General features: G+C 52.3%; 18 protein-coding genes. 12 read left to right on the top strand and 6 right to left on the bottom strand.

Annotated features, from left to right (window positions below; genetic code table 11):
• Positions 1-50: 50 nt before the first annotated feature.
• The gene (locus tag HBA55_RS03115; protein WP_166986900.1) at positions 51-1,115 is read right to left on the bottom strand and encodes an AraC family ligand binding domain-containing protein; all 1,065 of its coding nucleotides are present in this window, start codon (positions 1,113-1,115) and stop codon (positions 51-53) included.
• 143 nt (positions 1,116-1,258) lie between these two features.
• Here HBA55_RS03115 and HBA55_RS03110 point away from each other — a divergent pair, with 143 nt between their 5' ends.
• From HBA55_RS03110 to HBA55_RS03080, 7 genes are all read left to right on the top strand, one after another.
• The gene (locus HBA55_RS03110; RefSeq protein ID WP_166986897.1) at positions 1,259-2,155 is read left to right on the top strand and encodes a LysR family transcriptional regulator; all 897 of its coding nucleotides are present in this window, start codon (positions 1,259-1,261) and stop codon (positions 2,153-2,155) included.
• Positions 2,156-2,197: 42 nt separating this feature from the next.
• The gene (locus HBA55_RS03105; protein ID WP_166986894.1) at positions 2,198-3,010 is read left to right on the top strand and encodes a type 2 periplasmic-binding domain-containing protein; all 813 of its coding nucleotides are present in this window, start codon (positions 2,198-2,200) and stop codon (positions 3,008-3,010) included.
• A 212-nt stretch (positions 3,011-3,222) separates the two neighbouring features.
• Entirely contained in the window at positions 3,223-4,026 is an 804-nt protein-coding gene (locus HBA55_RS03100) for a helix-turn-helix transcriptional regulator (RefSeq protein WP_166986892.1), read from the top strand.
• 57 nt (positions 4,027-4,083) lie between these two features.
• Positions 4,084-6,291, top strand: a complete 2,208-nt coding sequence (locus tag HBA55_RS03095; protein WP_166986889.1) for a TonB-dependent receptor — start codon at positions 4,084-4,086, stop codon at positions 6,289-6,291.
• Positions 6,292-6,415: 124 nt separating this feature from the next.
• Positions 6,416-7,843, top strand: a complete 1,428-nt coding sequence (locus HBA55_RS03090) for an aldehyde dehydrogenase family protein (protein ID WP_166986887.1) — start codon at positions 6,416-6,418, stop codon at positions 7,841-7,843.
• 17 nt (positions 7,844-7,860) lie between these two features.
• Complete coding sequence (locus tag HBA55_RS03085; protein WP_338109349.1) at positions 7,861-9,537, top strand: AMP-binding protein; 1,677 nt, start codon at positions 7,861-7,863, stop codon at positions 9,535-9,537.
• A gap of 6 nt (positions 9,538-9,543) precedes the next feature.
• Positions 9,544-9,876: a helix-turn-helix transcriptional regulator gene (locus tag HBA55_RS03080; protein WP_166986884.1), complete on the top strand. Its 333-nt coding sequence runs from the start codon at positions 9,544-9,546 to the stop codon at positions 9,874-9,876.
• Between the two features lie 112 nt (positions 9,877-9,988).
• Here the strand turns inward: HBA55_RS03080 and HBA55_RS03075 are convergent, their stop codons facing one another.
• From HBA55_RS03075 to gcvPA, 3 genes are all read right to left on the bottom strand, one after another.
• Positions 9,989-11,110, bottom strand: a complete 1,122-nt coding sequence (locus HBA55_RS03075; RefSeq protein ID WP_166986881.1) for an ATP-NAD kinase family protein — start codon at positions 11,108-11,110, stop codon at positions 9,989-9,991.
• 215 nt (positions 11,111-11,325) lie between these two features.
• Complete coding sequence (gcvPB, locus tag HBA55_RS03070) at positions 11,326-12,918, bottom strand: aminomethyl-transferring glycine dehydrogenase subunit GcvPB (protein WP_166986878.1); 1,593 nt, start codon at positions 12,916-12,918, stop codon at positions 11,326-11,328.
• Between the two features lie 44 nt (positions 12,919-12,962).
• A complete protein-coding gene (gene gcvPA, locus HBA55_RS03065) occupies positions 12,963-14,360 on the bottom strand; it encodes an aminomethyl-transferring glycine dehydrogenase subunit GcvPA (RefSeq protein WP_166986875.1) in 1,398 nt (465 codons plus the stop codon).
• 232 nt (positions 14,361-14,592) lie between these two features.
• Here gcvPA and HBA55_RS03060 point away from each other — a divergent pair, with 232 nt between their 5' ends.
• Together HBA55_RS03060 and HBA55_RS03055 are read left to right on the top strand one after the other, a co-directional pair.
• Positions 14,593-15,915: an aspartate aminotransferase family protein gene (locus HBA55_RS03060; protein WP_338109348.1), complete on the top strand. Its 1,323-nt coding sequence runs from the start codon at positions 14,593-14,595 to the stop codon at positions 15,913-15,915.
• A gap of 25 nt (positions 15,916-15,940) precedes the next feature.
• Complete coding sequence (locus HBA55_RS03055) at positions 15,941-16,738, top strand: carbon-nitrogen hydrolase family protein (RefSeq protein WP_166986871.1); 798 nt, start codon at positions 15,941-15,943, stop codon at positions 16,736-16,738.
• Between the two features lie 76 nt (positions 16,739-16,814).
• Here HBA55_RS03055 and HBA55_RS03050 read toward each other — a convergent pair whose 3' ends face one another.
• Entirely contained in the window at positions 16,815-17,918 is a 1,104-nt protein-coding gene (locus HBA55_RS03050) for an arginase family protein (RefSeq protein ID WP_166986869.1), read from the bottom strand.
• Positions 17,848-18,237 (bottom strand): transporter suffix domain-containing protein, encoded by a 390-nt coding sequence (locus HBA55_RS38155; protein WP_166986867.1) that lies wholly within the window; start codon positions 18,235-18,237, stop codon positions 17,848-17,850. The genes HBA55_RS03050 and HBA55_RS38155 overlap by 71 nt, the downstream gene beginning before the upstream one ends.
• A gap of 153 nt (positions 18,238-18,390) precedes the next feature.
• Between HBA55_RS38155 and HBA55_RS03040 the strand changes: the two genes are divergently transcribed.
• The 3 genes from HBA55_RS03040 to HBA55_RS03030 all read left to right on the top strand — a co-directional run bounded on the left by HBA55_RS03040 (position 18,391) and on the right by HBA55_RS03030 (position 22,257).
• A complete protein-coding gene (locus HBA55_RS03040; protein ID WP_166986864.1) occupies positions 18,391-19,926 on the top strand; it encodes an acyl-CoA synthetase in 1,536 nt (511 codons plus the stop codon).
• A gap of 217 nt (positions 19,927-20,143) precedes the next feature.
• On the top strand, positions 20,144-21,070 hold the full coding sequence (locus tag HBA55_RS03035; protein WP_166986862.1) for an enoyl-CoA hydratase/isomerase family protein: 927 nt from the start codon (positions 20,144-20,146) through the stop codon (positions 21,068-21,070).
• A 17-nt stretch (positions 21,071-21,087) separates the two neighbouring features.
• A complete protein-coding gene (locus HBA55_RS03030; RefSeq protein WP_166986860.1) occupies positions 21,088-22,257 on the top strand; it encodes a thiolase C-terminal domain-containing protein in 1,170 nt (389 codons plus the stop codon).
• The last annotated feature ends 16 nt before the right edge of the window (positions 22,258-22,273 follow it).

The following is a 22,273-nucleotide window of genomic DNA, read 5'->3' as shown; positions in this document are numbered from 1 at the left end:
GTCTTCAAAACGCCATTGACCATGACCTATTTTTACCACCAATGCTAAATTCAGTCCTGACTGGTCAGCCGTGATTCCCAGACCTCCGGTTCCCACTCCCCAGGCACCGCCATATCAAAACAGCACCCGGGGTTCATCAGAAAATACAGTTCGGCTTCTCCCACGGTTTCGTAGTTTACGTATGTACCCTTCGGAAGCCACAACACATCACCGGCATAGGCGTCAAAGACTTGCACGTCTGTGGGGTGATCCTTGAAGCGTTGTTGGCTGACCAGCGCTTTGAAATGACCTTGCTTGACAAAAATCACCTCGTTGTAGGGAATTTCCATCCAGCCGTGCAGAGCCCCCTCGGGAAACAACGCAAAGGCAGCAGCGGGGCCCGTCATATCCTGAGTGTGTTCCACATCGATACCACGGCCGACATAGAAATTGGTTTTCTGCACACGGGTGCTGCCATCGGAAAACGTTCGCAGCTGCGCGGGAACATTTATGTATTGTCTTTGACTGTTTTTAACCAGTCTGGGTTTGCTGACAGGTGCGACCGCATCGCCGGTTTGCCATTCCCAATCACTACCGGATTTGGGCTGAAGGCTGTTGGGATGGGGGATGGTGTAAAATACTTGGGCCAAACCGCCAACTGCGCGATACTCGACAACGGTTCCTTTGGGAATCCAAAGAATATCGCCCGGTAAGCAGTCGTAAGTCTCGTTGCCGACACGAACCTGCAGGTGGCCTTTCACCCCCTGAATGATCTCGTCATAGGGCAGGGGCCAGGCATCGTATTGGCTGCTACCGTCAAGCTCACGAAATCCGACCGCAATCGGCGGAGCGCCTGCCTCGGCGGACATCTCGCCGGATATCTCGGCCAGGGGTTGTTCCCGATATCTGAACTTCCAGGTTTGCTTGTCGCCCTCCAGAGTTGTGCCGCTAACGCTATAGGACTTCTGCTGAAAGTCGCGATCAGATCCTGAAAACAGCTGTGTCCTGTCTGCCGTATTTTGTTGTACGGCTCCAGTCAATTCGTTTCCGGCCATGGTCACGCAACCCGATAACCCGGCGACAAGTCCGAAAACAGCAGCGGCCTGATACAGGCCCATTCGGTTAAAAATCTTCACTTCCACGCTCCTTACTATGGGTAATGGTCTAATAACAGAGGTGCTCTGTTTGAAATGCTTTAGGGCATGATATATAACCAGAGGGAGATAGAACTATTTAAAGTCTATAGATAATATTTATAGGTCTTTGGAGAACAAGAACCATGGCAATGACAATCGACAACCTGGAGGCCTTTGTTAAGGCCGCCGAATACGGCTCTTTCAGCGCCACGGCCAGAGCTCTCAAAAAAACCCAGCCCGCCGTCAGTACCGCGATTGCTAACTTGGAGATCGATCTGGGGGTGGAATTGTTTGATCGCAGCGCCCACAAGCCCGTGTTAACGCAACAGGGAAGCGAACTGCTGACAGACGCGCGCAATATCGTCTCTCAGCTACAGGTCTTTCAGTCAAAGGCACAGAGCCTGGAGGTTGGGGTGGAGGCGAGTATCACTCTGGCCGTGGCAGAGTTTGTGCCTCAAGCGCCGCTGATTGGTTTTCTTAAAGAGTTTGAACACCAATTCCCCTTTACTACCCTGAATTTGTTGTCGGTTTCGCTGCGCGAAGTGATCAGGTTGATAGCCGCGGGCGAAGCCGATATCGCAGTGATTCCCGAGGACCCAACGGATATTCGCTCGGTTTATCACGCTACCTACCTTTTTGACTTACCCACGATATTAGTGACGAGTCCAGAACATCCGCTGGCTGAGTTGGAGGACAAATTGGAGGCCGGGCAGCTGTCGAGCTATCGTCAGATTTCAGTTGGTGATCCGGATCAAAGCGTCGATGCTATTGGGGTAGTGCAACAAAGCAGCAGTATCTGGCGTATCAACAATACCGAGACCCTGTTAGCAGCGGTGAAAGAGGGTTTGGGTTGGGCTTATCTTCCGCAGCATCTGGTTGTTGACGATCTGGAACAAGGCACTTTGGTTAAATTGCCATTGCAGGCCTTCGAAAAGGACTATACGTTTAAGATTGAAGCCCTATGGCGAGAAGACGAAAAGAGGGGGCCGGTTGCCAGGTGGGCTTGTCAACGTCTGGCTCGACTCTGGTGTGGCAACTGATGCGCGGGTTTTGAAATTCGCAAACGAAAGACGGGGGCAACCATGAAAACCAAGCCTTGGAAACTGCTCTTACCATTGCTCCTTGTCGTTCTCGGCAATGTCTCCCTGGCCGATGAGCGGGTACTTGTACAGGCCGTGGTTGAAAAAGATGCCCCCTGGGTTCACAAGGATGGCAAAAGCAGCGCCGGCATCGAAGTGGATATCATGCGCGCCATTGCCGAAATCATGGGCTACCGATTGCAAGTGCGACACTTCCCGCTTAAGCGCATGTCACTGCCGGTGGTCTCAGGAAAGGCGGACATTCTGCTTCTGGCCTACCCGGTTTCGGCAATAAAGACCTATAACATCAAAGGTCTGTACGTTGATACCACACCCCTGGTTCAAATCCGTGTAGGAGCATTTGCTCTTAAGCGACGGGCAATAAAGGTTAATGGGATCAAGGCGTTGCATGGCTATGAAGTTGGTCATTTGACGGCTATGGACGATATTGAGAACCTGGTCCTGCCCGGGCTGGAAAACCGAATGCGAGTGATCACACAGAAGCAGCTGGTGAAAACGCTCTATGGTGGGCGCATCGATGTTGCCGTTTCGGGTGTTCCCGGTTTTATGCACTATGCTGAGGCGCTGAACATTGGCAATGCAGTGGAACCTCTTATCGATCTGCCGGCGTTTGGTCTGTATCCCGCGTGGTCAGTGAAAGCCTCAACGGGTGAATCCTGGGTCGCCGCATTTCCACAGGCCGTGAAAGCGCTCAAAAGCCAGGGCGTGCTGGAGGGTATTATCAACCGCTATAGCAATACGGACTATTTTGTCATGGATGAAGTCAGCGTATCTCAGCGCCAAGCACCGGAATAATCCCGTCGCAGGCCGCTAAAAACCGCATCTTACCCTCATCGTCACATTACTTTCCAAATCAGTCAAGTATCTGTGATTAAATGAATATTTAATAAAGTAGATCTCGGTGCTAATTTAATACTCATCGAACAGCATTCAGCCAGCATCTTTCATAAACTAAAGGAGGATGCTCGAACGCTATCCAGTTGGCAGAATTAGCAAGCGAGTATTGTATGTCGATTGCAGTGCTTCCGGATGAGTCCTGGCGATGGTCTCAGCAAGTCAGTTTTCTTATTGACAAGGTCCATCAAAGCGACTTTATAGCCGCCCTGTGCAGTACCTTGGAATCATTCCTACATTTCGATTCCCTCGGCCTGGTTGTATTTTCCGACTACTGTCCGCCGGAATTGAAGTTCACCAGTGCCCATTCGGACCAGGATTACTTCAGCCAAACCTATCGCCCCAAAACCTGTCTGGCGGATCCCCTTTACCAACAGTCCACTATGAATATTAAGCCGGGCTTGTTCCGCCGTGAAGAGCTGCTGGGGGGCGCTTACTGGAATAGTGATTTTTGCCGACAATTCTATAGGGATCAGAACCTAAAGGACGAGGCTTCCATTCTGGTGCCAGTGGAAGATGGCAAGGTTGCGCTGCTGATATTGGCCCGCCGAGGGGGCAGCGCGGAGTTTCAGCCTTCAGACTGGGATCAGTTGACGATGCTCAGTCCCATTGTTGTCTCCTCGCTTAGACAGCATATGCGCTATCGCCGCTCAGAGAGTGAACCGCAAGCTGAAGATTATCAGAGAGCGATGGCGGGGTTCGGACAGGGAAAATTAACGGCGCGGGAAAGGCAAATAACGAAACTTCTGTTACAGGGGTACTGTGCCAAGGAAATCGCGAGGGAATTGGGCATTACCTACGGAACCGTAAAAATCCATCGTAAAAATCTGTACACCAAACTGGAAATCAGCTCTCAATCGCAGCTGTTTAACCTGTTTATGCACAGCTCCAGGCAGGAGCTGAAATCGTGTGCCTGACGTCGGGCAACTATCATTATGAAAGAAAACAACAATAGTCGGGAGAGGACTCAATCAATGTTAAACAAAAAATTCTGCCCCAACCGGGCACTGGCTCTGACTGCATCGCTGGTCTTTACAAACGTTTCTCTGACCCTCACAAACGATGCTCTGGCCGACTCGTTTGCTATTGAGGAAATAATTGTTACCGCACAAAAAAAGGCAGAAAGTTCTCAAGATGTGCCTATCTCCATGGCTGTGATTGGCAGCAATGAGCTGGAACAACTCAAGCTCCGTAACACCATGGAAATCGCCGCACAAATCCCGAATATGATGATCATCTCGAACTTCGGTGATTCATTGCCTGCCATGTCGATCCGAGGTGTGACTCAGGCGGATTACAATCTTAACCAGAACAGCCCTATCGGTATGTACGTGGATGAGGTGTACCGGGGGCCAATGGCGTTAAACGGCATGCAGATGTTCGACCTGGATCGCCTGGAAGTGCTGCGTGGACCGCAGGGAACATTGTACGGAAAAAATACCACCGGGGGCGCCGTCAATTTCCACACAAAAACGCCCGATTTTGTATCCGATGGCTATTTAAGCGTGGGCTTGGGGAACTACAGTAAACGAGAAGTACACGGTGCCTACGAAACCCCTCTGATTGCGGACAAGCTGGCAGTCCGCGCTGCCTTCGTCTACAACCAGGGTGACGGTTATGTTGAGCACCAGATTCCCGGTATTGAAGATCCCTATGAGGTGGATGAATGGGCAGGGCGTGTTACGGTCAAAGCCGTGCTCAGCGACTCCACCGACGTGGTTGTGCGCCTGCGCAAATCCAAGTCCAACCCCACCAACTTTGTTTGGTCCAGCGAGGAAGTGGTGCCTGGGCTGGGTATCGGCTTCACCGGACTCAACAATGAACACCTCGACTTTCATGAAACCGAGGCCAACTTCGTTGAAGAACGAACCATGGAAAACGAAGGGATCAGTCTGACGGTCAACTGGGAGATTAACGACAGCTATTCGTTGACCTCAATCACAGCTTACGACGAAGGCATTTTTAACAATCCGGAGGATGCGGACGGCACCTCAATCGGTATTCTTGAACTGATAGGTACTTCGGAGGTTCGCCAGTACACCCAGGAACTGCGCATCAGCTCATCCTATGAAGGCCCCTTCAATTGGATCGGTGGTGTATTCTATGGTCGTGAGGAGAACGACATAGTAACCCAAAGCCGTGTCTATCTGGACTTTCCTTTTGATCCGATACTTCAAACCGGAACCTTTTACCGCAACAACTTCACTCAAAACCGTGACAGCTATGCCGTATTTGCGCAGGCGGACTACCTGCTCACGCAAAACATGAACCTGGTGGTCGGCTTGCGCTACTCTGAGGATGACAGTGAAATGGTAGGCCTGCAGTCGGTATTCGGGTTCGCTGATCTGGTTGATCAGGCATTTCTGATTCCTCCACAGCCCAAAAGTGATTTCTCTGACTCCAAAGTCACAGGTCGCATCGCACTGAATTATCACTGGAGCGACTCGGGCATGGCCTACATCAGCTACAACCAGGGTTACCGCAATGGGGTTTTCAACGCGACGGCCTTCTTCAGTGTTGACGAGATCACCCAGGCGGATCCGGAAGAAATAGACGCCTACGAAATCGGCTTCAAGTCCCAGTTTGCCAGTGATCGTATACAACTCAATGGCGCGGTGTTCTTTTATGACTATACCGATCAGCAGTTTATTGATATTGACTCCGCCACCCTGGTGCAAACGGTACGCAATGCCGGAGAATCGGAAGTGCTTGGGTTGGAGTTGGAGTTGGTGGCTCTAGCGACTGAGGACCTAACATTGCAGGCGGGTCTGGGCTATCTGGATACAGAGTACAAGTCACTGATCTTGGAGGGCAGCGATTTGTCGGGCAATAAATTGATCAACGCACCGGATTGGAATTTTAATCTGTCTCTGGATTACGTGGTTGCCGAGACGGACAGCGGTACAATCCTGGCGCATCTTGATACCTCTTATACCGATGAGCACTACTCTCAGCCGGAAAATGTTAAGCGCAATGTGATTGAATCCCGCTGGCTCACGAATCTGCGGCTCAGCTGGGAGGACAAAGCGCTTCCCTATACCTTAAGTTTGTGGGTGAAGAACCTTACCGACGAAGAGTACAAAAACGTCGATATGGACTTTGCCGATGGGTTCAATATGGATATCTCGCAGAAAGGAGCGCCCAGAACCTTTGGCGCGGAATTTATCTACCGCTGGGAATAAACGCCCCACCCGTATAACAACCGTCATTCAATTTTGCTGCGCGCCCCGGGGCGCGGCAGCGAATTTACGTGAGCACTCTTTTCCCTCCAGTTACCCAGCCAGTGAAGTACGAGGCAGAAATAAAATGATTCAGTTCGATGCGAACTACGCAATGACAATTAACGGTGATTTCGTCACCACCACCGAGACCCATGAGGTTTACAACCCGGCAACCAAACAGGTGATTGCAACGGTGCCGGACGCCACGCCGGATCACCTGAACGACGCGGTAGAGGGTGCCAGGGAGGCGTTTGCGCACTGGAGCCGTTTGCCCATCGAGGAGCGCCAGGCAGCCGTGGCCGCGTTGGGTCAGGCCCTGGAGGATCACCAGCAAGAATTTATGCGCCTGTTGACCCGCGAACAGGGCAAGCCCAGAGCCGGGGCTGAGTGGGAAGTCATGGGATCGGTAGCGTGGTTAAAAGCGATCGCCACGCAATCATTGCCGGAGGAAATTCTTGAAGATACCGCAGAGCGAAAAGTGCTTACCCGGTATACACCGCTTGGCGTCGTTGGGGCGATCGTACCCTGGAACTTTCCGTTGTTACTGGCGGTGTGGAAAATTGCCCCGGCACTGGTCGCCGGCTGTACCGTGGTAGTCAAACCTTCACCCTACACGCCATTGTGCGACTTGAAGCTGGGAGAGCTGGCGCGGGATATTCTACCACCCGGTGTGTTAAACGTTGTCAATGGCGGTGACGAGTTGGGTAAGTGGATGACGGCACATCCCGGCATTGACAAGATAGCCTTTACCGGCTCCACCGAAACCGGGCGTCATGTGATGAGCGCATCGGCCAAAACCATCAAACGGCTGACCCTTGAATTGGGGGGTAATGATCCGGCGATTGTGTTACCGGATGTCGATGCCAAGTCTATCGCGCCAGAGCTGTTCTGGGCTGCCTTTCAAAACAACGCGCAGTTCTGCAATGCGACCAAACGTCTCTACATTCATGAGTCTGTTTACGATGAGATAAAACAGGCACTGGTGGAGTTTATCAACACACAGGTGATTGTTGGCGATGGCGCCGATTCCGACACAGTTCTGGGACCCATTCAAAACCAACCGCAGTTCGAAAAGGTAAAAACCTATTTTCAAGACTGTCGGGATCAGGGTTACTCATTCGCTACAGGAGGGGCCATTGAGGACAATGCGGCGGGCTGGTTTGTTTCTCCCACTCTGGTGGATAATCCGCCGGAGGATTCTCGCATTGTCCGGGAGGAACCCTTCGGGCCGATACTGCCACTGTTGAAGTGGTCTGATGAATCGGACGTTATCGCAAGAGCCAATGATACCGTCTATGGATTGGGGGCCAGCGTCTGGGGCAAGGATCTGGAAGCCGCCCAGCGCATTGGCGCTCAGCTTGAGGCTGGCACGGTATGGATCAACGAGGTGCACCAATATTCACCCTTTCAGGCGTTTGGAGGCCACAAACAATCCGGGTTGGGATGCGAAAATTCACTTCATGGATTAATGGAATATACTAATTGGCAGACCATTACCCTCAAAAAGCGTTAACACAAGGAGACTGGATCGTGAGAAGCTACTTTTGTGGATCAGCCACGGAACCTCTATTGTATGAAACGATTGGCAGCCAATTTGATCAGACCGTAAACGCCTTTCCCGACCGGGTAGCACTGGTCGTTCGCCACCAGGGTATTCGCTGGAGTTATCGCGAGTACCAACGGGAAATTGACCGACTGGCAGCAGGGCTACTGGCTCTGGGAGTCAAGCCTGGCGATAGGGTGGGAATCTGGTCACCCAACCGCGTCGAATGGTGTCTGACGCAGTTTGCCACTGCCAAAATCGGTGCAGTCATGGTGTGTATCAACCCCGCCTACAGACTGTATGAACTGGAGTATGCCTTAAACAAGGTACAGTGCCGGGTGGTAATTACAGCGGAATGTTTTAAAACCAGCGACTACCTCTCAATGCTAACCGAACTCGCTCCGGAGCTGGCCAGTTGTAAGCCGGGCCAACTTAAATCAGCCAAGCTCCCCCATCTTGAGATGGTCATTCGTATGGGAGAGGAGCCGACCGCCGGCATGCTAAACTTTTCTGACGTCTGTAGGGCAGGACAAAGTGGCGACTATGACCGGCTCCGGTCACTTCAAGATGAGCTCAGTCCCGACGACCCCATCAATATCCAATTTACCAGCGGAACCACGGGCAACCCCAAAGGCGCGACCCTGACGCACTCCAATATCCTCAATAACGGCAAAGTTGTTGGCGATGGCATGCTGCTGACCGAACGCGACAAACTCTGCATTCCCGTACCTCTGTATCACTGTTTTGGCATGGTCATGGGCAACCTGGCGTGCATTACCCACGGCACTGCCGCTGTATTTCCCGACGAGGCTTTTGACCCTCTTACCACCCTGCAAGCGATTGCCGAGGAACAGTGCACGGCTCTGCATGGGGTGCCGACCATGTTCATCGCTGAGCTGGACCACCCGCAGTTTGAAGAATTCGAACTCACCTCGCTGCGGACCGGTATTATGGCGGGTGCTCCCTGCCCCGAAGAAGTGATGAATCAGGTTATCGAGCAGATGCACTTGACTGATATTCTGATCGCCTATGGCCAGACTGAGCTGAGTCCTGTCAACCACATGACCAAGGCGGATGATCCGCTGGACAAAAGGGTCGGCACCGTCGGTAAACCCGGTCCTCATTTGGAAGTAAAAATTGCCGATGAGCAGGGCCGCGCAGTACCCATTGGGGAACGGGGTGAGATTTGCACACGGGGATATTCCGTTATGCGTGGCTACTGGGACGACGATGAGCGGACGGCAGAAACCATTGATGTCGGTGGTTGGTTGCACTCGGGGGATATCGGCATTATGGACGATCAGGGTTATGTACAGATCGTTGGCCGTATCAAGGACATGATTATTCGGGGAGGCGAGAATATTTATCCCCGAGAGGTGGAGGAGTTTCTCTACACCCATCCGGATATTCAGGAGGTGCAAGTCTTTGGTGTCAGTGACAAAAAATACGGAGAGCAGGTGTGTGCCTGGATAAAACTGCAGGAAGGCAAATCGCTGACGGTCGACGAAGTAAAAGCCTACTGCAAGGATCGCATTACCCATTTCAAGGTACCGCATTATATCCGCTTTGTGGATATCTACCCGATGACCGTTACCGGAAAGATCCAGAAGTTCCGGATGCGTGAGCAGGAAGAGGCGGAACTGAGATCTACAACAGTGATTTGAGTGGTTATGATCGCGTTAAGACATCGAATAAATCTGATTGAGCGGGTGGAAAGCATTGTGCTTTCCGCTGGCAATGGTATTCCCAGCCTGAAGGCGGTGGCGCAGCACCTGAACATGGGGCACCGCACATTGCAGCGACGGTTGGAGAGCCAGGGCACCACCTATCGTCATCTCGTTAACAGGATTCGCCACCGCAAGGCGCAAGAGTTCTTGGGAAATCAGGAATTATCCATTAAGGAAGTGTCCTACCTGTTGCACTACACCGAGCCGGCTAACTTTACCATTGCCTTTAAGGCAATGGAGGGTTGCTCGCCACAGCAATACAGAAGTCAGCTTTAGAATAACCGTAGGGTGGATTAGCGATAGCGTAATCCACCGATATTGCTGGCACGTGCCATAATCCTGGTGGATTACGCTACCGCTAATCCACCCTACACTCCACGTAATGAATCTAGAAACCTACTTTACTGACCACAAAATCTCTCTTTCCCGTCATTACTTTGACATAACCGCTGAGCTCCGCATTAAGCTGCTGATCGCCGGTGTCCACTAACAAAGGGCGTCCCGACAAAGAAGCCAACTTTTCCTTGGTAGCAAAGACAATCAGGTTTTCCTTGCCGACCTTTCTGATCAACCCTGGGCTCAATTGGTGATTACCGCGACCCAAAATATGCCCCTGACCACCAATGGCCGTAACGACAATCTTCGCACGACCGCCGCCAACGATCTCAAGCAACTGATTTTCACTGACATCGTTGGCAATGAGTTCAAAGTTTCTGACCACATCGACACCGAGTAAGGTGTTATCGAGATCCAGACCTTCCATAATGGCACGGGTAGTGGTTCCGGGACCAATAATATAGTAACAATCCTTTTCCATATCTTGGATCAAGGCTTCCACCATACCCTTTAGCGTTGCCTGTTCCGATCGGATGCCTCCGGTTTTGACGCTTTGAAGATACCGCCTCGTGTCCGGCACCGACAGGTATCCATACAATCGGGCATTAACTTCACCCTTTCGAAATGCGTCCTCGTCGATATCCATGACTTCGACTTCGCGGGTCTTGACGGAATCACGCTGTAAAAACTCCGTTGCCGCCTCTCCGGCTCGTCTGGGGCTGAGCGCATAGACTGCAGAATGAATTTTGACGCCGGCGGGAATGCCGATGACAGGAACTTGCAAACCAACCACGTCCAACAGCACCCTGGCGGTGCCATCGCCGCCGGCAAACAAAATAAGGTCAACGCCGGCCGCAGCCATGTCGTTGGCGGCGCGGCGGGTGTCTTCCGCCGTGGTTTCACCACTGCAAATCGAACCAATGACGGTCACTGACAAGCCCGCAGCCCTGCAGGCATCAGCCCCCATTTCGCCAGGGTAGGTCAGGACTTCCACCTGACCCTCCTGCTCAGCAACAACCTTCAAGGCCTCAATTGAACGCGTGGCCGCCTCGGGTTTTGCACCCAACTTGCGTGCCCTTTGCAGTATTTCTGCTCCGTCACTACCCTTAAGCCCGACTCGGCCACCCATGCCGGCAACCGGGTTAATGATAACGCCAATTTTCTTTTTAACCATTTACAAGCCTCTGACTACGGAACATCATCATTGATTGCGTACCTCAATGTTCTCGTACAGCCCAAATGAATACCAGTACCGACTGCTGCAGCGGGCTCCGAGAGCCTGCCCCGCCTTATCGGGTACCGCGACCGATACGAAGTGCCAAAACCAGTCGCCCTCGGAGCGGGCTGCTACAGAGTCTACCCAGCCTTATCGGGTACCGCGATGGATTATCAATCCAGATTCTTCGCCTTCTTGTACAAACGCCATGTGCCCGCCTGGGTCACAATGTCTTCCATAAATGGAATCGGCACATTGTGAATCGATGAATTGTGCGGCGCCGTTTTTACCAGCTCCGGAGTTTCATAAGCCTCCTTGGAGATCTGGGCCATGACGGCTGCATACTCATCAATATCATCCTTTGAAAAGGATTCACAAGGCTCAGGGGTCATGGCTTCTGAAACAATCTGATCAGCCAGCGGTTCTTCTTCGTGGCGTCCGACATGGTGGCTGGCGAAGAAAGATTGCACTCCATAGTCCACCATGCGAGCCCGGATGTGATCGGAGCCGACACCGGTTTCGGCGAACAGTGGGTCCCAGGAATAGCGGATCTGTTCAAGCCGGCGCCTGCCCTCGGCAAAATAAACCGTCAGACCCGGAATATCCTTGAGCTTTTCGTAGAGATAATTGTTGTTGATCACCGACACTTCCGCTACTTCGCGCAGTCCGTCGGCGCCGTGGTTCATGATCCAGGTGTAAGCCATGCAAACCAGAGATGCATTGCCGATAAAAGAACGAATTTTACCAATGCTGTGCGGACAATCGTATTTGAGCGAGTAGCGTTCACCGTCGAAACAGACAATGGGTTTCGGCAAAAACGGCTCTAACTCTTTGGTGACGCACTGTGCGCCCAAAGCCGGCCCCATACTGCCGTGGGGTGTCGAAAAGGTTTTGTGAGCATTGTAGTGACACAGGTCAAACCCCGCCTCTCTCGCACGTGTAATACCCAAGAGTCCGTTGGCGTTAGCCATATCGTAAACACAAAGAGCACCGACGTCGTGGGCGGCCTGAACCAGTTTATCGATATCGCCGTTAAACACGCCGGTATCTTCGGGATTGGTGATAAAGACCGCGGCCGTTCTTTCTGACAGTGCGGCTTTCAGAGCGTCCATGTCGGGTATGCCGCTTTCGGTGGGCATCAGCGTAACCACCTTGTAACCCGCGGTGGCTGGTGCCGCCGCATTCGCCGGGTGCGACAGCAATGTGGTAATAACTTCGTCACGTTGATGATCGCCGCGAGACTCATGATAGGCCCGCACCACACTGGCATTAGCGTAAATGGCCTGACCACCGCCGCAGGACTGCAGCGACACGGCGTCCATACCCGAGGTTTCCTTTAACATTTCCTGCAGCTTGTAATACATCTCCAGTATGCCCTGCAGGGTACTTTCATCCTGCAGCGGATGCAGTTCCGTCATGCCGGGATGTCTGGTAGCGACATGCAGTTGAGACACCGGGTTGTACTTCATGGTGCAGGTGCCCTGACCAATATCGTTGCCGACGTTGGAGCCCATGGTTTCCTGGGACAGGCGCGTGTAATGCTTGTTGACCCTGGGTTGGCTGACTTCCGGCAGAGCGGGAGGGGTGCGTCTCAGCAATTGAGTAGGAACCAGTGAGGAAGCGTCTCCTACTCGACTGGTAATTTCTGATTCGGCAACCGGAACCTTTACGCCTCTCTCCCCGGGCTCGCCCAGGTCCATAATCATTTCTTCGTCCCAGCGAGCCGCGTGGTAATCGCGAAGCAAGGTTTGTGGATTTCTAGCCATTATCTGTCTCCTATGCGGACTACTATATCGTTTGCGCAATGCCCTTATTGGGTCACAGCCTTAAGCGCGTCAATCAGAACGTCAATGTCTTGCTGAGTTTTGGTTTCTGTCACGCAATAGAGTGCACTCTGCCCAAGTTCGGGTAACTCTGCAGAGAGATCTTTCCCGCCAAATATGTTTTGTCCCAGCAGAGCTTGGTTGATGTCTTCCACGGATTTTCCCGTTCCGTCAAAGTTCACCACGAATTCCTTAAAGAAAGGTGAATTGAAAGTCACGGTCACACCTTCGAGCTCTGAAATTCGGTCGGCGGCGTAACGGGCTTTCTGAACAATGCTCTGCCCGACTTCCTCCATGCCTTTGGGACCCATCAATGCCAGATAGACTCCTGCGGTAATACACCACAGTGCGGTCCCGGACCCTGTATATTCATCACAATCTTCTCTGGCGAAATAGGAAGTATTAAAAACCCCTGCCATGGCAAAACCGTATTCCCCTTGCTTTTGAGTGTCGGCAATGCCGATCATGACATCCTTGAGTTGTGCGGCGCGTTCGGCATCACCGCCGGCGATAAATCCGGCTTGAGCTCCGCCACAAGTCATGTGCATGCCAAGTGCCTGCAGGTCGCCACAGGCTATGGTGGCACCATAGTGAGAAGGCGGGGCGACGATGCCCAAAGAAATAGGATCGCAATACACAACGTATTCCGCGCCCTTATCTTTGGCAATATTGCCAATTTCTTCTGCCTTGGGTTCAAAGGTTCCCAGATAACCGGGGTTTTCAATATAAATGGCCGCCGTATTATCCGAGACTTTTGATTTCAGATCTTCCATGTCCAATGTGCCGGACTCGCCGTCGATGTTAACCAAAACCACGTTGATGGGGTCGGTGACCGAATGGACATAGTTCTTTATCAGTGACAGGGTTTCGGGATTGATCGAACGGGGCAGCAGCACTTCTCGACGACCGGTTAATCTTGCCGCCATCCGCAATGCGCTGGCGGCCGCGGCGGGACCATCGTACTGTGGCAGCGCCAGAAAATCCATGTCCAGCAGTTCGGTCATCAGCGAATTGAACTCGAACATCGCCTGAAACTTGCCGTGATCGGAGTAGGTCTGACCGGCGTAAGCGGTCAGAAACTCCGCTCGACCGTTGATCTCATCACAGACGGCGGGAACAGCATGCTCGTAACAGCCGGCGCCAAGAAAATTCAGATTCTCTGACGTATTGCTGTTCTTGCTCAACAGGTTTTTCACATGACGCATGAGGCTGTATTCATCATGAATCGGTTCCGGAAGATCCATCTTGCCTTTGATGCGTAAATGTTGGGGAATGTCTTCGAATAACGCCTCTACGCTGCTGACTCCGATGGTCTCCAACATTTCCTTTTTTACTGCAGGTACCGAATTGGGTATATAGGGGTAAACAATATTCTGTTCATTCATATTTGGATTTCCGATGTGATCGTTGTTCAGGTTTACGGTGTTGCGGAAGCGATGAGTTGATAATAACAATTGAAAAACTCCTGAAAAAGACACCGCCTGTCGCATATCTTCAGATTTCTGCATTTTGACGCGAAACCATAAAAGCTTGACGCATCGTAATAAGTCCGGGGTTTGATCGGGGCAATATAATTTACAAAAGGAAAACCAAGTCACGATAAAACCGGAGTATAAAGTGAATAGCGAATCTTTTTTAGATAGAGCAAAAAGGGTTATACCTGGCGGTATTCAGAGTAATTATCGAAAAGGTGCTCTGGCACCCGTGTATTTTAAAAGTGCTAACGGAGTGAGGTTGAGAACCGTTGAAGGCCAGGAATTTATTGACTATAACCTGGGTTCGGGGCCGGCAATACTTGGTTATGAAAACCGGCATTTAACCCACGCCATTGAAAGCCAAAATCGCGAACTTTTTAATGCCATGACCAGCGAAGTTCAGGTCTTGGCAGCCGAGAAGATTGTTGAACATGTTCCCTGTGCTGACCAAGTGAGATTTTGCGTAACGGGCACCGAAGCCAATGCGAATGCCCTTCGTATTGCCAGGGCCTATACGGGACGAGATAAGTTTGTTCACTTCTTGGGGCATTATCACGGCTCGACTGATGAGTTCGTGGGAGGCATTGTTAAAGACCCATCAAATCCCATTGCCTGCGCCGGTCAAATCGAAGGCGATGTAGATTCCATGTTTACCAATACAGAGGGTCGAAAAACCCACGCATTGGAAGGGAAATACCGTGTCCAATGGAATGATCTCCCGGCACTGGAGGAACTACTGGCAGGTTATGGTGATGAAATCGCCGCGATAATGATGGAACCCTCCATGACCAATTGGTTCGGCTGTCTGCCCGAACAGGGTTACTTGGAGGGCGTGCGAAAACTGTGTGACAAATACGGTATCGTTCTGATCTTCGATGAAATCGTTACCGGATTCCGTATGGACATTGGCGGGGCACAACAGCGCTTTGGCGTTATTCCCGATATGTGCACCCTCGCGAAAGGTGTTGCAGGTGGAATTCCCGTGGCGGTGGTTTGTGGCAAGCAGAATATCATGCAAAAGCTGGTGGACAACGACGTACTGATTGCAGGCACCTATAACGGATACGCGCAGGGTATGGCGGCAGTTATCGCCACTATTGAAGAACTGGAAAGAGACAACGGTGCGATTTATCAATCCATTGAAAAGCACGGCAACCTGCTTCGCGAGGGAGTGCTTGATATCGCTCAGGAGTTGGGAATGGATGACCTGAGGATTCAGGGTTTTCCTGCCTGCTGGAATTACTTCTTTCACCCCAAAGAAAAAACCATCAACTACGCCGACAGTCTGGATGGTTGGGGAAACGGTATGACGAAAGCCGCTCGCTTCGTTGAGCTGATGTTGGAAAATGGCGTATTTACCTGGACAAGATTCTACACCTCTGCCGGCCATACCGAAAAAGAGGTTAACGATGCACTTGATCGTATCCGTGACTCGCTGAAACAACTCAAATCCGAAAACCTCTGATACTCTTACAACCTAGGAGATAACCATGCCCCGTATTAGAATCGCCGTTACCGAAAATCATCCTGAATTGGATGTGGATACTCCGGCCTGGCAGGCACTGGCCCAGTCGGTGCAAAGGCTGCAGCCGGAACTGTTGGTGCTGGGTGAATTGCCTTTCGGTCCCTGGCTTGCCGCTTCCGATGATTTCAGCCAGAAGGCCTGGGATGAATCGGTCAAAGCTCACCGGCGCTGTATCGAAGCGCTGGCCGAATTGGGTGCCCCCGCCGTAGTGGGTTCCCGCGCTGTCAATGAAAACGGCAAACGCGTCAATGAAGCTTTTGTCTGGACCCGTGAGGGTGGAGTGGTCTCTTGCCCACACACCAAGCAGCACATTCCGCAGAGCGATGGCTTCTATGAACAGACCTGGACCGAGCAAGGTCAAAAACATTTTGAAGTTACCGAAGTGGCGGGACTTAGAATCGGTTTTATGATCTGCACTGACATTATGTTCCCGGAACACGCCAGGGAATACGGACGTCAGGGTGCCAACCTGATTGTTTGCCCCCGCGCAACCCCGCCCCAGGCTGTGGAGTTGTTCCGTTCCGGTATGCATATGGCGGCCAATGTGTCCGGTTGTTATGTTGCCACTTCCAACCGGGGCATTTCGATGGAGCAGTTGGTGGACCCAAAAGGTGGCGCCCAGTTTGAAGGCCGCGCCAGTATCATCAATCCAACGGCGGCGTTGGTGGCTCAAACCAATCCCCTGGACCCCATTGTGGTCGCAGAAGTTGATACGGATATGGCCGCGTGGAAACAGCAGTTTTTCCCTTGTGACTTGTGGTAATAGTTCTGTAAATTACCAGAACCAAAAAGGGCTTCTGTTATCAGAAGCCCTTTTTTGAAGATTTTTGGAATCTCCCTTACTTATTCCAGTGAGTTTTGTTTCTGGTACCCCGGCGTTTAACCTGAGACTCCGCCAATAATGTCAACAACTCAAATGCGATCGCCGACGCATTGACCACAGAGGTCCCCTGCGGATCAAGACTCGGATTGAGCTCTGCAATGTCCGCTCCCACGATATTCAAACCACGCAAACCGCGCAGGAAGCGAGAGATTTCCCGAAAGGTAATGCCCCCGGCTTCGGGGAAGGCAACACCGGGCATATCCGCCGGGTCAATACCATCCAGGTCGACAGTGACATAGACCGGACGGTTACCGACAACCCGCCGCGCTTCGGCCAGAACCTTGTCCACGCCCATCTCTTCGAACTCCACCATATTGATCACGCGCATGCCGGTGTTGTGGGAGAACTCCCAGGCGAATTCGTAGGCGCCGCGAATGCCGATCTGAATGGTATTTTCCGGATCGATGGCCCCATCGAGCACGGCGCGTCGGAAAACCACGGTGTCATTGTATTCCTCGGCCTGCATGGTGCCTTCCAACTCCGGATTGGAACCAGCGGTATCGCCGTGGGCGTCAATATGAATAACAGCCAGGGGCTCATGTTGTCCCAATGCTTTCAGAATCGGGTAGGTAATGGTGTGCTCGCCACCAAAAGAAAGGGTGGCAATGCCCGCATCGGCAAACTTTCGGTAAGCTTCTTCAATGCCCACCATCCAGGACTTGGCGGATACTTCCGGCAAGCCATAACCGATATCACCAAAGTCGACGATATTGCACATTTCGAATGGAATCTGGTTGGTAGGGCTATGAATGGGGCCGACGCGAAACGAACGGTCCCGTATGGCATTGGGCCCCTCATTGGAGCCGAGTTTGTTTGGCAGTGTCATATCCATGGGAATACCCACGCAGGCAATATCGACACCGCTCAGGTCTTTGGTATGGGGCGCGCCAAAAAAACTGTTCGTCGGTCGGTAGGTGGGGAGTGCAAAGTCCATCCCTTCCATATAGGCGCGAGCCATAAACTCAGCCACCTCAGGGGAGCCGCCCAGGCTACCGAGTGAATCTTCCTTGTCGAGTGCAAGGTACCTGTTTAATCTTTCTTGAGGGATTTTTCCCGCCATAGTCGACTCCTTTGTCGGTCGGATGAATGTGATCGTCAAATGACTGTTGGTGTGGGGCTGAAAGCCTGTTCGTTTGTGCCATGCTATCGCTTGGCTTTCGGGTCAGCTTGCCCCAAAACCGTTTGCCCCATTGCAGAAAATCCTTCCCCAACAGGGGGACGGCGAGCCACCAGCAGGCTTCCGCAACAATGGTCAGCCCTGTTGCCAGTGCAATGCTTGACGACGTGCCCAGCGATAAAAACGGAATCGCCGGCAGCAAGATCAGTGCAAGAAAGGAGATGACCAGGAGTGTATATCCGATAAGTTTCCGAAAATTCATTGTCTCGTTTTCGAGAGATGCCAAACCTCACAATATAGGGCCTGAATTTTTCTGTATATCTCCCTGCAGGGATATGTTTTTTAATACAGAGTTACGGCCTAATGGAGCGGAATATTTCTAGTATTTCTCAGCTCCAACGACAGGTTATCTGTAATGCATCCCTACCTTCATGCTCAGGCTTTCCCTGATAAACCGGCGTACATCATGGCGTCCAGCCGTGAGGCACTCACTTACGCTGAATTGGACCAACAATCAAACCAGGCGGCACATCTGTTGCGCTCGCTGGGCATAGAGAGCGGAGATCACCTGGCACTGTTTGTGGAAAACAGCCTGCAATTTATGGTCATTGTCTGGGCCTGTCAGCGGGCCGGCGTCATATTCACGACCATCAGTACTCACCTTAAGCGGGAGGAGGTGGCCTATATAGCCGACAATTGCCAGGCCCGGATTTTTATCGGATCGCAAAAATTGCGCGAGGTGAGCACGTCCGTAAAACCGATGCTGCCGTCAGTCGAACATTTCTATATGGTCGGCAGTGAAGGGGATGGCTTCGTCTCTTGGGAACAGTCTCGGCAGGGATTTCCAACAGCGCCTATCGCCGATGAGGCACGGGGGCTCCCCATGCTGTATTCGTCCGGTACCACCGGCAGACCCAAGGGCATACTGCCGCAATTCGAGGCCGGCGTGCCCATTACCGAAATGAACCCGCTCTGGTCGGCCATGACGGCCGCGTTTCAATACAACCAGCAAACCGTCTACCTTTCTCCGGCTCCTCTGTACCACGCGTCTCCTCTTGCCAACAATATGATGGTCGTGGCTGCCGGCGGTACCAGTATTATTATGGAGAAGTTCGACGCCGAACAATGCCTGGCGCTCATCGATCAGCACAAAGTGACTCATGGTCAGTGGGTGCCGATCATGTTCGTCAGAATGCTCAAGCTGGACTCCGCCGTTAAAGACAAATACCGCATGGATACCCTGCGCATGGCGATACACTCGGCGGCCCCTTGCCCGGTTGATATCAAACAGCAGATGATCGATTGGTGGGGTGAAGTCATCGTGGAGTTCTATTCCTCCACCGAGGCGATCGGCGCGACTATGCTCAATACCCAACAGTGGCTGGCCCACAGAGGATCGGTGGGTTTTCCCGTGGGCTGTATGCTTCACATATTGGACGAAACAGACAATGAGCTTCCCACCGGCGAAATCGGTCGGGTTTATTTCTCCAGCGACAACCCCCCGTTCGAATACTTTAACTGCGATGAAAAGTCGACGGTTGCTTATAGCGCGCAAGGGTACGCGACAGTTGGCGATATGGGGTACGTGGACGAAGAGGGCTATCTCTACCTGACCGACCGGGCGGATTTTATGATTATCTCCGGGGGTGTCAATATCTACCCGCAGGAAATTGAGAACCTATTGATCACCCACGAGCGCGTCGCCGACGTTGCGGTTTTCGGTTTGCCGGACACCGAATTCGGCGAAAGCGTCAAAGCGGTTGTGCAACGCTATCACTCTGATGACGCTTTGACGGAAGAGACCCTGGCCGAAGAGTTGGCCGGATTCTGCCGACAGCATTTGTCCAACGTGAAATGTCCTCGAAGTTTCGATTTTGTTGAAGAGCTTCCCCGGTTTGATAACGGCAAACTCTACAAGAAGGGTTTGAGGGAAGCTTATTTAAGAGGGTAATGACACTTACCCATGCCAATTCGAAACCATTCTCTGTAGCAGCCCGCTCTGAGGGCGACCGGTCGCAGTACCCGATAATTCAGCCCAGACCAGACGCCCTCGGAGCGGGCTGCTACGGTGAGTTAAAGCACTGAGCTTATGCTTAAGTAAGAATCCTCCGTCTGAGAGAGATATCAGTGTAAATAACTGACATCATAGAGAGAGCGAACAAAACAACATGCAAAAATTTCAATACCAGAAGGATGCCGATGGCATAGTCACACTCACGATGGACATGGAAGGTCCTGTGAATGCAATGAATTCCGAATTCCGACAGGCCTTGTCACACGCAGTTGCTTGCCTGGAAAGCGAAACCGGACTGAGAGGTGTGGTGCTGACCTCGGCCAAAAAAGTGTTTCTGGCCGGCGCGGATCTCAATGAGGTATTGGCGGCTTGCGGTGGTGACTCGAAAGCGTTTCTAGCAAACGTGAAGCAAATCAAAACCGACTTTCGACGATTGGAGCGTCTGCCCGTACCGGTTGTCGCCGCGATTAACGGAACCGCTTTGGGCGGCGGTTATGAGCTGTGCCTGAGTTGCAATCACCGCATAGCGGTAGACAGCGACACCTATCGGATTGGGTTGCCGGAAGTCGCGTTGGGGCTGTTGCCTGCGGGTGGTGGTGTTGTCCGTTTGGTGCGGCTGCTGGGGCTCCAAGCAGCGATTCCCTATCTGCTGGGCGGACGTAAGGTAAAGCCGACGCAGGCCAGGGCGCAGGGTTTGATTGATGAACTTGTCCCGACTAAGGACGCGTTGATTCCCCAGGCCAAACAACACATTTTGAAAAGAAGTGGTGCGGAGTTCGATATCCGTCAGCCCTGGGATAGCCCCGGGATTCACAACGACGGGATTCAGGACCAGACCGCCGCGCTCGGGGATTCGTCGATCAGACACCTCATAGCGGCCTGCAGAGTGGAATGGATCGATCCGAATCCAGCGACCTCCACAGCAGCCGAACAAATCCTGAATTGTGCAATCAGCGCGGTATCGACAGATTTTGAAGAAGCGTTGCATATTGAGACTCGGGGACTGGAATTGTTGTTGAAAACAGAGCAAGCGGCTGAGCTGATCAACGCGTTTTTTTCAAACACAAAAGTAGATGCATAATCGAGAGGAATCGCACTGTGAGTAATGTATACATAGCCGGCGTTGACATGGTTAAGTTTGTGAAACCCGGACAGCAGCAACCCTACCGAACCATGGCGGCAACCGCCATCAGAGGCGCACTGGCAGATGCCGGTGTCGAGTACACGCAGGTACAGCAGGCCTACGGCAGTTACATATACGGTGACTCTACCTGTTCGCAACACGCGCTTTATGATGTCGGCATGTCAGGTATTCCGGTGATAAACGTGCACAACAACTGCTCATCGGGTTCTACGGCTATCTTTATGGCACGCCAGGCGGTTGCCAGCGGTTCGGTTGATTGTGTTCTGGCGTTTGGATTCGAAGAGATGCAACCAGGTGCTCTGGATTCGCTGTGGGACGACCGGGAATCTCCTTTCGGCAATTTTTTGGGTGTACTGGACAAGTTGGATTATCCACCGGCTCCCGTAGCGCTGCGCTGTTTTGGCGCGGCGGGTGACTACTACATGAAGAAATACGATGTAAAGCCGGATCTCTTTGCCAAGGTATCGGTAAAGACCCGTAATCATGCACTGGTTAACCCGAAATCTCTGTTTCACACCCCATTAACGGAAGAGGAGGTGCTCTCCTCACCGGCCGTGTATATGGATTTCCTGACTCGTCTTATGTGTTGCCCGCCGACCTGCGGTGCCGGCGCGGCCATCGTATGCAGCGAGGCGTTTGCGAAACGCCACAATATCTCCCACGCGGTGGAAATTGTCGGCCAGGCAATGACCACCGATACCCCCGAGACCTGGGACAATCCCATTAACCTGGTAGGTAGTGACATGACCCGTCAGGCAGCTACCCAGGTTTATGAACAGTCGGGTATCGGTGTCGAGGATGTCGACGTTATCGAACTGCACGATTGCTTCAGTGTTAATGAGGTGATTACCTATGAGGGCTTGGGGCTTTGTGAATCCGGCGGTGCTGAGCGGCTGATAACCGATGGCGACAATACCCATGGTGGCAAATTCGTGGTCAATCCCTCGGGTGGGCTGATGTCGAAGGGACATCCTATCGGTGCCACCGGGTTGGCCCAATGCTACGAATTGGTGACTCAGTTACGTGGCAACGCCAGGCAAAGGCAGGTGCAGGGGGCCCACGTCGGTTTGCAGCACAATCTGGGTCTGGGTGGTGCAGCGGTTGTCACCATGTATCGCAAATAGTTTGTCCGTCCGCAGA

Source organism: Pseudomaricurvus alkylphenolicus, assembly GCF_011683955.1.
Classification (GTDB): domain Bacteria; phylum Pseudomonadota; class Gammaproteobacteria; order Pseudomonadales; family Cellvibrionaceae; genus Pseudomaricurvus; species Pseudomaricurvus alkylphenolicus.
Note: the sequence above shows the minus strand (reverse complement) of the source record. Positions and strands in the feature narration are given on the sequence as shown.